This is a genomic window from Synechococcus sp. OH30, from assembly GCF_047462175.1.
Classification (GTDB): Bacteria; Cyanobacteriota; Cyanobacteriia; order Thermostichales; family Thermostichaceae; genus Thermostichus.
Genome location: NZ_JANSIP010000009.1, coordinates 60,578 through 72,851, shown reverse-complemented (window position 1 = coordinate 72,851; position 12,274 = coordinate 60,578). Strand labels below are relative to the sequence as shown.

Annotated in this window: 14 protein-coding genes; 9 read left to right on the top strand and 5 right to left on the bottom strand. The window is 59.1% G+C overall.

Annotation, left to right across the window (positions count from 1 at the left end; translation table 11 throughout):
- The 3 genes from NW830_RS10320 to NW830_RS10310 all read right to left on the bottom strand — a co-directional run.
- The coding region (locus NW830_RS10320) for a pyridoxamine 5'-phosphate oxidase family protein (protein ID WP_414404687.1) at window positions 1-421 on the bottom strand (421 nt) is incomplete at its 3' end.
- 17 nt (window positions 422-438) lie between these two features.
- Window positions 439-1,671, bottom strand: coding sequence for an N-acetyltransferase family protein (locus NW830_RS10315; RefSeq protein ID WP_414362597.1), 1,233 nt, complete (start codon window positions 1,669-1,671; stop codon window positions 439-441).
- A 122-nt stretch (window positions 1,672-1,793) separates the two neighbouring features.
- A complete protein-coding gene (locus NW830_RS10310; protein ID WP_414362596.1) occupies window positions 1,794-2,447 on the bottom strand; it encodes a DUF3386 domain-containing protein in 654 nt (217 codons plus the stop codon).
- Between the two features lie 361 nt (window positions 2,448-2,808).
- Between NW830_RS10310 and murA the strand changes: the two genes are divergently transcribed.
- Entirely contained in the window at window positions 2,809-4,110 is a 1,302-nt protein-coding gene (murA, locus tag NW830_RS10305) for a UDP-N-acetylglucosamine 1-carboxyvinyltransferase (protein WP_414362595.1), read from the top strand.
- 69 nt (window positions 4,111-4,179) lie between these two features.
- Window positions 4,180-5,310 carry a geranylgeranyl reductase family protein gene (locus tag NW830_RS10300; RefSeq protein ID WP_414362594.1) on the top strand — a complete coding sequence of 377 codons (1,131 nt, stop codon included), beginning with the start codon at window positions 4,180-4,182 and terminating at the stop codon, window positions 5,308-5,310.
- Here the strand turns inward: NW830_RS10300 and NW830_RS10295 are convergent.
- Window positions 5,307-5,786 carry an ATP-binding protein gene (locus NW830_RS10295; protein ID WP_414404686.1) on the bottom strand — a complete coding sequence of 160 codons (480 nt, stop codon included), beginning with the start codon at window positions 5,784-5,786 and terminating at the stop codon, window positions 5,307-5,309. The genes NW830_RS10300 and NW830_RS10295 overlap by 4 nt on opposite strands.
- A 219-nt stretch (window positions 5,787-6,005) precedes the next feature.
- Window positions 6,006-6,791 carry an OmpA family protein gene (locus NW830_RS10290; protein WP_414362592.1) on the bottom strand — a complete coding sequence of 262 codons (786 nt, stop codon included), beginning with the start codon at window positions 6,789-6,791 and terminating at the stop codon, window positions 6,006-6,008.
- Window positions 6,792-6,994: 203 nt separating this feature from the next.
- Between NW830_RS10290 and NW830_RS10285 the strand changes: the two genes are divergently transcribed.
- The 7 genes from NW830_RS10285 (at window position 6,995) to trmB (ending at window position 12,240) form a co-directional block, all read left to right on the top strand.
- Window positions 6,995-7,258, top strand: a complete 264-nt coding sequence (locus NW830_RS10285; RefSeq protein ID WP_414362591.1) for a hypothetical protein — start codon at window positions 6,995-6,997, stop codon at window positions 7,256-7,258.
- An 84-nt stretch (window positions 7,259-7,342) separates the two neighbouring features.
- Window positions 7,343-7,705 carry a photosynthetic/respiratory NAD(P)H-quinone oxidoreductase subunit C gene (gene ndhC / locus NW830_RS10280; RefSeq protein ID WP_414362590.1) on the top strand — a complete coding sequence of 121 codons (363 nt, stop codon included), beginning with the start codon at window positions 7,343-7,345 and terminating at the stop codon, window positions 7,703-7,705.
- Complete coding sequence (locus NW830_RS10275) at window positions 7,696-8,436, top strand: NADH dehydrogenase subunit K (protein WP_414362589.1); 741 nt, start codon at window positions 7,696-7,698, stop codon at window positions 8,434-8,436. The genes ndhC and NW830_RS10275 overlap by 10 nt, the downstream gene beginning before the upstream one ends.
- 1 nt (window position 8,437) lies before the next feature.
- Window positions 8,438-8,983: an NAD(P)H-quinone oxidoreductase subunit J gene (locus NW830_RS10270; protein ID WP_414362588.1), complete on the top strand. Its 546-nt coding sequence runs from the start codon at window positions 8,438-8,440 to the stop codon at window positions 8,981-8,983.
- Window positions 8,984-9,200: 217 nt separating this feature from the next.
- Window positions 9,201-10,391 (top strand): class I SAM-dependent methyltransferase, encoded by a 1,191-nt coding sequence (locus NW830_RS10265; protein WP_414404685.1) that lies wholly within the window; start codon window positions 9,201-9,203, stop codon window positions 10,389-10,391.
- 133 nt (window positions 10,392-10,524) lie between these two features.
- Entirely contained in the window at window positions 10,525-11,445 is a 921-nt protein-coding gene (locus tag NW830_RS10260) for an L-lactate dehydrogenase (protein ID WP_414362621.1), read from the top strand.
- Window positions 11,446-11,526: 81 nt separating this feature from the next.
- On the top strand, window positions 11,527-12,240 hold the full coding sequence (gene trmB, locus NW830_RS10255) for a tRNA (guanosine(46)-N7)-methyltransferase TrmB (RefSeq protein ID WP_414362586.1): 714 nt from the start codon (window positions 11,527-11,529) through the stop codon (window positions 12,238-12,240).
- Window positions 12,241-12,274 lie beyond the last annotated feature (34 nt).

The window sequence follows — 12,274 nt, the reverse complement described above, 5'->3', positions numbered from 1 at the left end:
GAGGGCCTTTGGGTTCCGGCCAGAACCAAAGCAGCCGTCCTTTTTCTGAGATTTGTTGCCACAACTGTTGTCGGTACTGCTGCGCCTCAGGATCTGGATGGCTGGCAGTGATGGCCTCCAGAGTCCCGGCAATGCGGAATTGCTCGCGCGTTTTGGCGAAATACCAGCAGATCTGGGCCAGGGGACAGTGGGCAATCTGAGGGATCTTCTCGCTGCGGCTGTCCACCGCCAACTGGATGCGGTCGGTATCCCGCAAAAATCCCCGGAAGACGACTGTGCGGTTGCGCGGATGCCCCTGGGGATCCACTGTAGCCAGTTGCAAATAGCGTACACCGGGATCGCTGCGATTGCGGTGCAGGGCCGCCTGAAGTAGAGCCCGCCAGGAGGGATCCCCAGCTGGGTTATCTTCATAGAGCTTCATAGGTGCCAGCTGCAACTTTAGCTGGGAGGGGGAGGCGCTTCCGATTGCGGATCCCTGGAGCACCCCGGCCCGGCGTTGGGATCCGGCGCAGTTGGGTGGAGAGAAGGAAAGGGAGGCTCCAGCCAGCCTCCCGCTAGCTCCTCAAAGCGTTCTGGCACCGGCTGTTTCACCGGCAATTTCTGGAGCACTATGCTGAGATACTCGCTATACCAGGGGGAACGGACTTCCCGCACCTTGTGCCACACCGAGCGTGACATCAACAGGGTTCGCTCCACGTCCTGGGCTCCCAGCTTGAGCAAGAACTCCTCTCGTTCCGGCTGGTAATCGGTGGAGGCCAAGGCCAAGGCCTGGGATGGATAGGCTTGGGTGAGTTGGGCCATCTTGGCCATGAGCTCGGGGTAGAGCCAGGTGTAAGCGGGGTGAACCGTGAGCTTGGCCACATGCGGCTGCTGCCCCGTCCGATCCAGCTTGAGGTTGAAATAGCCAATGGCAGTTCTCCGCTCGGGCTCATAGACACACATCTCCACCCGTTCCGTTTGGCTAATGATGCACTTGGCCTGCTCCAAGAGCCAATCCAGCGGGCTGGTGCGAAAATCGCTCACGTCGCGGTCGTACACCTGGCGCACTGTGGCCGGCATAGATCCCGTATCCAGTTGGTAGATGGCGTAGGCATCCCGGTTGGTTACTGGCACTAGGTTGGGCAGGTTGGGCTCGTGCTGGCTGAGGGCGGCCAGGATCTTAGGCGGAATTGACCAGTAGGTAATCTGGGCCAGGGGCTGGAAGCCATTGTGCCGGTAGAGGGCTATCGCCCCCTTGTTGTGGATATTCACCTCCAAGATCCAGGTACGGGCCTCGCGAAAGTGCTCCATGCAATGTCTGAGCAGCTTAGACCCGATTCCCTGACGCTGGGCGGAAGGCGCCACCGCAATGTGATCCACTCGCCAGGTGCTGCGGGAATGGTTAAAAGGAGACACTTGAATGACTCCCTGGATTTTGCCCTCCAGCTCCGCCACATGCACGGTAAACATGTGCTGGAAGCGGTTAGGAAACAGGCTGAGGGTTCTCAGGAGCCCGTACCACTGGCGCAGCCGCCGCAGTTGGCGACGAATGTCCACCGAGCGGCTGCCGTACTCTTCCTCAAAGGCTTGCGCCAAAATCTCTTCCACCGCCTCCAGATCCCCCAGCTGGGCCGGGCGGAGAATTAGCTTGGGAGCCTCACTGGGGGCTTCGGAATCTGGATGGGGTTTCACCGTCGTCCTGTCCATGGCAAAGGGCGGGGGGGAACACTCAAAGCATAGCCCAGAATCCTCCTTCTTCTAAGGAGGTTGTCGCTGCCACAAAAAAATTAAAAAGTTTGTGGTCGCTTGGCCAGTCAGGCGCCGGCATCCAGCAACGCAAAGTTACTGAAGCTGAAGCGCTTCTCGACAACGCCAGCTTCCGTCTCTGTTTGAATGCGCCGCTCCGAGAGGAGGTAGTACTTGCCTACTTTGGTGTAGAGATCTTCAAATTGGCTGCGCCCACCCTTTTGCTCACCGGTCTTAGCGTCGTGGTAGACAGAGTCATAGCGGTGGGAGAGGTAGCCTTCGCCGGTGTCATGGCTGCTGAAGGTGTGAATGGTAACCACCACGCCGTGAATATGCCGGTGTACCATGGTAATTTGGTTGTCGCGCACGTGGTAGCGATCCCCTTCAGCTTTACCTCCCACCAGGATCTCCACTGAGCCATCCGGCAGGATTTGGCCGTAGTGAAACGTGTTTTGACCGTGGGCTTCAGCAAAGCTGCGGCGCACCCGGTGGACAGCAATCTCCCACATTTGCTCTTGGATGGCTTTCCGGGCCTCTTCATCTTCCACACCCGTCACCGTGGCTTTCAAGTCTGCCCCCACCCGCACCTGCCCCACAAAAGTGCGCTTCCCATCCCAGTAGGTAACCTCCGCGCTATAGCCTGGAAACTCGGGATCCCAGGTGTAGCGATTTTCATAGGCAGCCCGAAACAGTTCTTCGGCAGAAACGTGAGTTGCAGTCATCAGGGATCTCCCTCCTGTTTTTCTTGCAAGAGATTCTCACCACTACCCATGCTACCGCTTTCCCCCGTTGGCTTAAACCCAGCCGCCCGCGCTGAGAGCCCGCATTTGGGGAAGTGGCCTAGCTAATGCCACTCTAGGATAAGGGCTATGGGAACTTCTCTTCCTTCCTCACTGCCGGTTTGGGTCTGCGAGTTTAGCCGCTGCTGCGATCCCCAGAGTATTCTCTGAGAAGGGCTTGCCTATCTTTTCTGGGTGAGGAGGAAGATTGAGAGATAACGAAGCATCCCCTTGTACTAGCCAAGCGGGGTTCTTGGAGCCTAATCTGTGGCCGGCCTCAACGGGTGTGGCAACCTCGTCAGAGATGAGGGGGCCGGTTCTCAAAATTGTCGGCAAGCAGCCCCTGAGCGGCCACATTCCCATTGGGGGATCGAAAAACTCGGCTTTAGCTCTCATGGCCGGATCCCTTTTGGCCCCTGCTGCTTGTCGAATTCACAACGTGCCACGCCTGCTAGACATCGAACGTATGGGGCAGATCCTGACTGCTCTAGGGGTCAAGGTGTCCCATGTCGGCAATATCCTTGACCTCGACGCCAGCTCCCTGAAGACTTGCCAGGCTCCCTATGAATTGGTCAGCCAGCTACGGGCCAGTTTCCTTATCATTGGGCCGTTGGTGGCGCGGCTGGGAGTGGCCAGGGTGCCCCTGCCGGGCGGTTGCGCCATTGGCTCTCGGCCGGTGGACCTGCACGTGCGGGGTTTGCAGGCGTTGGGAGCAACGGTTCAGATTGAGCACGGTGTAGTCCACGCCTATGCCCGCAAGCTGGTGGGAACCCGCATCTACCTCGACTATCCCAGCGTTGGTGCTACCGAAACCCTGATGATGGCTGCTACGCTGGCTGAAGGAGAAACGGTGATTGAAAATGCCGCTCAAGAGCCAGAGGTAGCAGACTTGGCCCGTTTTTGTCAGGCGATGGGAGCTCGCATCCGTGGTGTAGGCACCAATACAGTTGTGGTGGTGGGGGTGCCGCGTCTGCATGGCACAGAGTACACCGTCATTCCTGACCGCATCGAGGCCAGTACCTACCTCATTGCCGGAGCCATTACTCGCTCTGAGCTCACGGTTGGGCCGGTGATTCCGGATCACCTGCGAGCGGTGATTGCCAAGCTGCGGGAGATGGGGTTGCGGGTGGAGGAAGAGGGCTCCAACCGGCTGCGCATTGCCCCGGCTCAACTCACCTCAGGCTGGATTTGCCAGGCAACCGATATCCAGACCCTGCCCTACCCAGGTTTTCCCACCGATGTGCAGGCACCAATCATGGCTTTGGCTGCCTTGAGCGAGGGCAGTTGCACCATCGAGGAGACAGTGTTTGAAAACCGGATGCACCACATCCCTGAGCTCAACCGCATGGGCGCGGACATTCGGCTGAAGAACCGGGTGGCCATTGTCCGGGGCGTGCCGTCTCTGTCAGGAGCACCGGTGGTGGCTACGGATTTGCGGGCAGGGGCGGCCTTGGTGTTGGCTGGCCTGGCAGCTGAGGGCTGCTCCACCATCTACGGGCTCCACTACATTGACCGCGGCTACGAAGCCATTGACGAAAAGTTGCGCAGTGTGGGGGCTAAGGTGTATCGCTGTAACAACCCGGCAGAAAATCCGCCCACTGCCTAAAGCCACCTAGGGATCCCAGGGCAACACCCCTTTCCCCGCTGCGGCGTTTCCCAGGAGGGAGGTCGAGCCATGTCCTATGTGTATGACTGCGTCATTGTCGGTGCTGGCCCTGCCGGTGGAGCTGCCGCCTATCACCTAGCCAAGCGGGGGCGCTCGGTGCTGGTCCTGGAAAAGGATCCCCTGCCCCGCTACAAACCCTGTGGCGGCGGTGTCTCTCCTGCTGTGGCAGCCTGGTTTGACTTTGACTTTAGCCCCGCCATTTCGCTGAAGATTCGCCAAATTCGCTACACCTGGCGGGGGGGGGATCCGGTGGTTGTCGAGCTGGATCTAAAAGAGCCGGTGTGGATGGTGCGGCGGGAGGTTTTCGACTCCTACCTGATCCAGCAGGCGCAGAAGCAAGGGGCCACCCTCTGGGCGGGATGTGCCGCTGCTGGCCTTGAGTGGCAGAGTGACCGCTGGCAGGTGATGACGCCTGCCGGGCCGGTCTGGGGCCGCTATGTGATTGGGGCGGATGGGGCCAAGGGCTTGATGGCAAAGTGGCTGGGTTTCCGCAGTCGCCAGTGCCGCCTGGCTGCTGCCCTGGAGGCGGAAGTGGCTGTCCCAGAGCCGCCAACTGCCGCTGCTCACTTTGACTTCGGCAGCGTAAGCAATGGTTACATCTGGAACTTCCCCAAGGCGGACGGCTACTCAATCGGGGCCGGCACCTTTCGGGGTGGCCAGAAACAAAACCTGCGGGAAATAGCCAGTCAGTATGCCTACAACTTTGGCATTGACCTAAAATCGGTCAAGCACTTTGGCCATCCCATCTGCCTTTGGGACGGAGATCAACCCCTGCACAGCCAAAATGCGCTCCTAGTGGGAGATGCCGCCTGCGTTGTGGATCCGTTTACTGCCGAAGGGATCCGCCCCTCCCTCCTCACCGGTATGCTGGCGGCACAGGCCATCGACCAAGCCTTGGCAGGGGATCCCCAAGCCCTGGCCAACTACTCCGCCCGCGTGCACCAGGAGTGGGGCACTGAGATGCGCTGGGCCAAGCGGATTGCGGCGCTGTTCTACCGCTTTCCTAGCCTAGGCTACCAAGTTGGCGTCAAGCGACCGGGAGCCACCCGGCGCATGGGTCAGATCCTGGCTGGCGAGCTGCGCTACAGCGACGTGGCCAGCTCGGCCATTCGCCAGTTGAGCGCTGGCCTATTGGCTTAGACGGCCTGCTGGGAAGTGCAGCCGGGATCGTCGAAGCGCCTGCTAATCAGCAGGCAATTGCGGCCATCGGCCTGGCGAGTATAGCTCAGGTGGGTGGAGAGAGCTTTCATCAGCAAAATGCCCCGCCCTCCCTCAGATTCGGCGTTGGGGGGCCTGTTGGCTGCCAGGTTTTGGGCAAAGCCCTCCAAGTCGAACTCCTGCCCTTGATCCCAGATGCGCAGCTCTAGTCCCTGGGGCAGCAGAACCAACTCAATCTCGATGGGCGTACTGGCGGGCAGGGCGCGATGGGCATGGCGAACGGCATTGGTAAATCCTTCTGCCAAGGCCAACTGGCACTCTAACCAGATGGGATCTGGAATACCAGCGTTGCGGAAGGACTCAAACCAGGTCAAAACTTCACCTAGGGCCTCCAAAGTCGTGTCAACCTTCAGCGCAAAGACCCGTTTTTCCTCTGACTGAATCTCCGCCCCACTCAAATTGCACCCCACTCCAAATCTGGAAATTGCCTGCCTCTCCCTCAGCAGGGATGGCCCAGCGCAATTGTGACAGGCACCTATGCTGACGCAGAAGAAGATTTTGTAGTCCCTCCACCAGTGGGCACGGGATGTCCTACCCTGGGATTGTACCCGATTAACCAAGACCCTCCTACCCTACCTTCGTGGGGGTGTCTTCCACCCCTTTTGAGGGATCTGCTGCTAGGGGGCAATCACCAGCTCTACGCGGCGGTTCCGCTGGCGCCCAACCTCCGTGTTGTTGTCGGCCACAGGCAAGGTGGGGCCAAAGCCAGAGGTTGTCCAACGAACGGGGTGGTCTTTCGGCAGTAGGTTCATCAAATAGTCTTTGACAGCGTTGGCGCGGCGCAGGGAAAGATCGAGGTTGTAGTTCAAGGAGCCAATGTTGTCGGTGTGGCCGTTGACTTGGACGCGGGCACCGGGCATTTCCTGTAGCAATTTGGCCACTTCCGCCAGCAGAGAAGCCGCCTCCGGCCGAATCTCAGCCTTGTCAAAATCAAAAAGCAGATCCCCTGGCAAGCTAATGGTGCGGGTTCCCACCTGAAAAGTGGTAGGAAGGGGGACCTCTGCTTCCCCAGGGGTAACCTCAGCAGCAGTAGAAGACTCCTGCTGCAGCACCGGAGGGGCTCTTAGGGAAGACAGCTGCTGCAGTTGTGCCTCCAACTCTTCAATTCGAACCAAAAGCTGGATCACCTGCTGACGAACTTCCCGTAGCTCTGCTTCCAGGTCCGCGGAGCTCCCGCGACTTTCCCCTGGCTCTGCAGGAGGTGTTGGGCTTGCCAGGGGGGAACTGGCCTGAAGTGGGGGCAAGGTGGGCAGGATTGGGGGAGAAAAGGGGCTGATCTCAGCCGGCGGCTGAAGTGGAGCCTCGAGGGGAAGCACCATCCCAACCGCAATACCACTGCCGATGAGGAGAAGCCCCCCCAAGAGGTCGAGAAAAACCGTTGTGCGTTGCCAGGGAGGAGGCATTGCAGGGAGTTGTTGGAGGGACGCGGTGTAGCTTGATCCTAGCCGCTTGCCAAGAAAAATGAGAGACGGCCTAGCGCCATCGGCAGCAAAGCCTGAGGGGAAGCTAGTAGGGCCTTCATGACCGCAACGGGTCCTAGCAAGCAGGGATCTGGGCAGTAGAGCTAGGATTTGAAAGACTTGGCCTGTTTTAGCTGCATCTCTCCATGAAGGTCTCTAGCTGGAAGCGCTGGTTGGACTCCTTTCTCATTGCCCTGGCCCTTTTGATGTTTGCCGGTTTTGTCTGGTTTGTCTTCTCAGTAATAGCAGCCTTCTTTGGGATCCTCCTGGGCTACAAGCTTTGGCTGCGGCTGTGGCTGCCCCTGTTCCAACCGCTGCTGGGGCTTCTGGTAGCCAGTGCTCTACTAAGCGGCGTGTGGAGCTGGCTAGAGAAACGCTGGTCGCGCAATCCAGACCATCAACAGAACTGAAGATCCGCCGGCACCAAGAGACCGCTGAGTGGCTCTATACTGAAAACGTATCTAAATGTTGAGCAGCTGAGGCAGTCTGGCGTCGTGTTTGTCTTATCCGGCTACGAGTACCTGCTGGCTTTCCTAATTGTCTGCGCGCTGCTGCCAGCTTTGGCTCTAGGAGCCTCGGCACGCCTGTCTCCCAAGCGGCGGGGATACCTGCGGAGCAGCACCTATGAGTCAGGGATGGAGCCGTTTGGGCAGGCCTGGATTCAGTTCAACATCCGCTACTACATGTTTGCGCTGGCCTTCGTCATTTTCGATGTGGAAACTGTATTCCTCTATCCTTGGGCAGTAGCCTTTCACCGCTTGGGGCTGCTGGCATTTGTAGAGGCCTTAATTTTCATTGCCATCCTTGTGGTGGCTCTTGTATACGCTTGGAGAAAAGGAGCGCTGGAATGGTCATGACCTCTAGAGAGCCTGAAGTCCTGTTTCCGACCTCTCCTCCGCAAGTTACTACCGATCTTTCCAACAACGTTATTCTCACAACCGTCAACGACCTGTACAACTGGGCCAAGATGTCCAGCCTCTGGCCGCTGCTCTATGGCACTGCCTGCTGCTTTATTGAGTTTGCGGCAATGCTGGGATCCCGCTTTGATTTCGACCGCTTTGGCCTATTGCCTCGGACGTCGCCGCGCACCGCTGATTTGCTCATTACCGCTGGAACAGTAACCATGAAGATGGCGCCGGCGCTGGTGAAGCTCTACCAGCAGATGCCCGAGCCCAAGTACGTAATTGCCATGGGAGCCTGCACCATCAGCGGCGGCATGTTTAGCTCGGATTCCTACACCGCTGTGCGAGGGGTGGATAAGCTTATCCCCGTGGATGTGTACATTCCTGGCTGCCCACCTCGCCCCGAGGCAATCATGGACGCCATTGTGAAGCTGCGCAAGAAGATTGCTGCCGAAGACATGCGGGAGCGGGGCCGTCTACAGCAAACCCACCGCTACTACACCGTCAAGCACAACCTCAAACCTGTGCCCGAGATCATTACTGGCAAGTACCTAGAGAGCGAATCCCGCCAAGCCCCGCCGCCAGAGCTAGCTGCCGCCATCGGCCTGCCGGTGCCGCCGGCCTTGCAGACGGCTGACTTCAAGCGGGTAGAGCAACAGCTCAAAGCTTTGCAAGGAGGGGTGTGAGATGACCGACCCACAGACACCGGCAACTCCGTCTTCTGGCCCTGAAGCAGCAGAGTCTTTGGTGAGAGGAGAGCGGGGCCCAGTTTCCCAGTTTCTGGCCGAAAACGGCTTCGACCACCAGTATCTGGGTAGAGATGCTGCTGGAGTAGAGCTTTTGGAAGTGGAGCGGGACTTTCTCCTGCCGGTGTGTACCGCTCTCTACGCCTATGGCTTTAACTATCTTGCCTGCCAGTGCGGCTATGATCTAGGGGCGGGCCAGCCGCTGGTTAGCCTTTACCACTTAGTTAAGCTGACCGACGGAGCTGATCGCCCGCCAGAGGTGCGCCTCCAGGTCAAGCTGCCCCGCGACAACCCGCGGGTGCCTTCGGTGTACTGGATCTGGAAGTCGGCTGACTGGCAGGAGCGTGAGACTTACGACATGTACGGTATTATTTTTGAGGGTCACCCCAACCTAAAGCGGATCCTGATGCCAGAAGACTGGATTGGGTGGCCACTGCGCAAAGACTACATTACGCCCGACTTTTATGAGTTGCAGGATGCCTACTGAAGGGGATCCCTCAACCACCTGGCCGGCGTTTGCAGGATGAGCGGAAGATGTGGCCTCTTTTGCTCTTGGCAATCTATGCGGGGGGTGTTTGGTACTCGGTCCGCAAGGCAGACCGTATCTATTCGGGATCTGGAAAATGGCTAGTCTCAGCTCTTTGGCCGGTGCTGCTCTTAACTAACCGTCAGTTTCGCCAAAACTGGCGTCGCCCCTTGAAGTAGTGAGTTTGTCTCTACCCCAGCCCTTAGGCTTGTCTTTGCTGCACCTTCAGACCAATCAGCCACTGCGCGATCTCATCGCCAGCCGCATTCGTGCCCAGGGGCCAGTAACTTTTGCCCAGTTCATGGAGTGGGCCCTCTATGAGCCAGGGCTAGGCTACTACGAGCGGGACTACCCGATTGGCCCTGACTACTTGACTGCTCCCCAGCTGGCGCCGGACTTTGCTCACCTGTTGGCTGAGCAAATCTGCCAATTCTGGCAAGTCCTGGGATCCCCTTCTCCTTTTGCGGTGATTGAGATGGGAGCGGGCAGCGGTTGCCTGGCTGAAGATTGGCTAGCCTACGTGCGCTCAGCTTACCCTGCGTTGTGGCAGGCTCTGGAGTACGGGATCCTGGAGCGCTCTGCCTCTTTGCGGCGGCTGCAGCAGGAGCGCCTGGCTGGCTTTGGGGAGAAGGTGCGCTGGCTCACGTGGGAGGAGATCCCCGAGGAGGCGGTAACTGGCTGTTTCTTCTCCAATGAGCTGGTGGACGCCTTCCCCGTCCACCGAGTGCAGGTGCAGGGGGGGTCTTTACGGGAAATCTACGTGGATTGGGCAGAGGGAAGGTTTCAAGAGGTTCTGGGGGATCCCTCGACACCTGCTCTGGAAGCGTACTTTGCCCGGCTGGGGATTGCAATTACCACCTACCCCTCTGGCTACCAAACTGAGGTCAATCTCAAGGCTCTGGAGTGGCTGCAGCTCCTGGCCCGCAAGCTGAGGCGGGGCTACGTGCTGACTATCGATTACGGCTACCCTGCCCAGCGCTACTACAGTCCCCAGCGCTCCCAGGGCACGCTCCTGGCTTACCGCCGCCACGGCACTTCTGCGGATCCCTATGGTTGGGTGGGGTGCCAAGACCTCACTGCCCATGTGGACTTTACCACTCTGGAACAGGTAGGGGAATCTCTAGGACTAAAGCGGCTAGGCTTCACGCAGCAAAGCTGTTTTCTAGTAAACCTGGGGCTGGCGGAACGCCTGGCCGCCCTTAGCCAAGAGGGGGCAGAGGAGGTGGGGCAGGTGTTGCGGCGGCGCTTTGCCCTCCAGGCCCTGCTTGATCCGCTAGGGCTAGGAAGCTTTGGGGTACTGCTGCAGGCCAAGGGCCTGAGTGAGGCGGAATCTGCCCAGCTGCTGCGGGGTTTTGCCGAGCCCAGCTAGGGCACCGCTGCCAAGGAGCAAGGCGGGTTTAAGCTGGAGAGCAAAGAGAAGAGGTTAAGCCATGACGGTTTCTGGGCACCAACCCCCCTCGCCCCCTCAGCGGCAGAGGGAGCAGCGGGATTCTCGTCGCCTTTTGAAGGGAGCTATCATCGGCGCCGGGCAAGTGGGCATGGCCTGTGCCTACGCCATGGTTATCCAGAACACGCTAGACGAGCTGGTTCTTTACGATATCGACCGCGCCAAGCTGGAAGGCGAAGTGATGGATCTGGTGCATGGGATCCCTTTTGTCGAGCCGACGCGGATCTGGGCAGGGGAGCTGGCCGACTGCGCCGGGTCCGACGTGGTGATTTTAACGGCAGGGGCCAAGCAGCGGCCTGGGGAAACCCGCTTGGATTTGGCTCACCGCAACGTTGAGATCTTCAAAAGCCTGATCCCGGCCCTGAGGGAGCACTGCCCCAGTGCCATTTTCTTGGTGGTGAGCAACCCCGTCGATGTCATGACCTATGTTTCTCTAAAGTTGTCGGGGCTGCCAGCGGGGCAGGTGATTGGGTCAGGAACGATTTTGGATACGGCCCGCTTCCGCTACCTTTTGGCCCAGCGGCTGGGGGTGGATCCGCGCAGCCTCCACGCCTACATCATCGGCGAACATGGGGATAGCGAGGTGGCCGTCTGGAGCAAGGTCAACATTGCCGGCACGCCAATTGGCCAGATCTTGCCGGAGTGGGATCCTGCCCATTTGGGCGATATCTTCGAGCAGGTGCGCAATGCCGCCTACGAGATCATCCGCCGCAAAGGGGCCACAAGCTACGCCATTGGCCTAGGGGTAGCGCAGATTGTCCAGGCCCTGGTGCGGGATCAGCGGCGCGTTTTAACCGTGAGCAGCCTCACCCAGGGGGAGTATGGTCTGCCGGAGGTCTGCCTTAGTTTGCCGAGAGTGGTCGGTCGGCAAGGGGTGGAGCGGACGCTAGTTATGGCCCTTACCGAGAGCGAGCAGCAGCAACTGCACCGCTCGGCCCAGATCCTGCGGCAGGTCATCGACAGCCTCCAGTGGTAGCTGATGTTACCCTTTCCCGCGTGGGAGGAGGGTTTTGGGATCCCCTCTGCAAGGACCGAAGCTGGCAGCAGGAGGTGGCTGATGACCCCAGAAGTGCAACAGCGAAGTCTTAAAAGTCAAGCGGAGAAGAGCTCTTCTTCTCCACCCTGGGCTGACCTCCCGTTGCAAAAAGGGCTTGGCCAGCGGCTGCGGCAACACGTCAATCCCCTGCAGGCCCAGTACCAACAGCCCGCCGCTCCACCCCACTGGGAACGGGTATATCGGCGGCTGGGGCAACCCTTTCACTTGGATATCGGCAGCGGGAGCGGACGCTTTCTACTGCGCTTGGCCCAGGAACAGCCGGACTGGAACTTTTTGGGGGTAGAAATTCGGCAGCCGCTGGTGGAGCGGGCCAATGCTTGGCGTGAGGAGCTGGGACTGGACAACGTCTACTTTCTCTTTGCCAACGTCAATGTTTCCCTAAGGTCTCTGTTTGCCCCTGGCGATCTCAGCCGTGTGACCATCCTCTTTCCGGATCCCTGGTTTAAAAAGCGCCACCACAAGCGGCGGATTGTCCAGCCGCAACTGGTGGCGGATCTGGCGCTGCTGCTGCAACCGGGCAGCCCCGTCTTTTTACAGTCGGACGTGCAGGAAGTTGCTGAGGAGATGGTTGACCGCTTCCTAGAGCATCCGCAGTTTTGGAATCCCCATCAAGGGCCCATCGAGGACAACCCCTTTGGCATTCCTACCGAGCGGGAGTGGCAATGCCTGCAGTTGGGGTTACCCATCTACCGGTATTGGCTAGAGCGCCGCTGAGCCCTCCTGCTAAAGCCAATAGAAGCTAGGATAT

What these genes read in the sequence shown, in the direction of transcription:
- NW830_RS10285 (WP_414362591.1), top strand. Translation starts at nt 6,995, where the DNA reads ATGAAGGTCTCTAGCTGGAAGCGCTGGTTGGACTCCTTTCTCATTGCC.
- NW830_RS10300 (WP_414362594.1), top strand. Translation starts at nt 4,180, where the DNA reads ATGTCCTATGTGTATGACTGCGTCATTGTCGGTGCTGGCCCTGCCGGT.
- murA (WP_414362595.1), top strand. Translation starts at nt 2,809, where the DNA reads ATGAGGGGGCCGGTTCTCAAAATTGTCGGCAAGCAGCCCCTGAGCGGC.
- NW830_RS10270 (WP_414362588.1), top strand. Translation starts at nt 8,438, where the DNA reads ATGACCGACCCACAGACACCGGCAACTCCGTCTTCTGGCCCTGAAGCA.
- NW830_RS10310 (WP_414362596.1), bottom strand. Translation starts at nt 2,447, where the DNA reads ATGACTGCAACTCACGTTTCTGCCGAAGAACTGTTTCGGGCTGCCTAT.
- trmB (WP_414362586.1), top strand. Translation starts at nt 11,527, where the DNA reads ATGACCCCAGAAGTGCAACAGCGAAGTCTTAAAAGTCAAGCGGAGAAG.
- NW830_RS10275 (WP_414362589.1), top strand. Translation starts at nt 7,696, where the DNA reads ATGGTCATGACCTCTAGAGAGCCTGAAGTCCTGTTTCCGACCTCTCCT.
- NW830_RS10290 (WP_414362592.1), bottom strand. Translation starts at nt 6,791, where the DNA reads ATGCCTCCTCCCTGGCAACGCACAACGGTTTTTCTCGACCTCTTGGGG.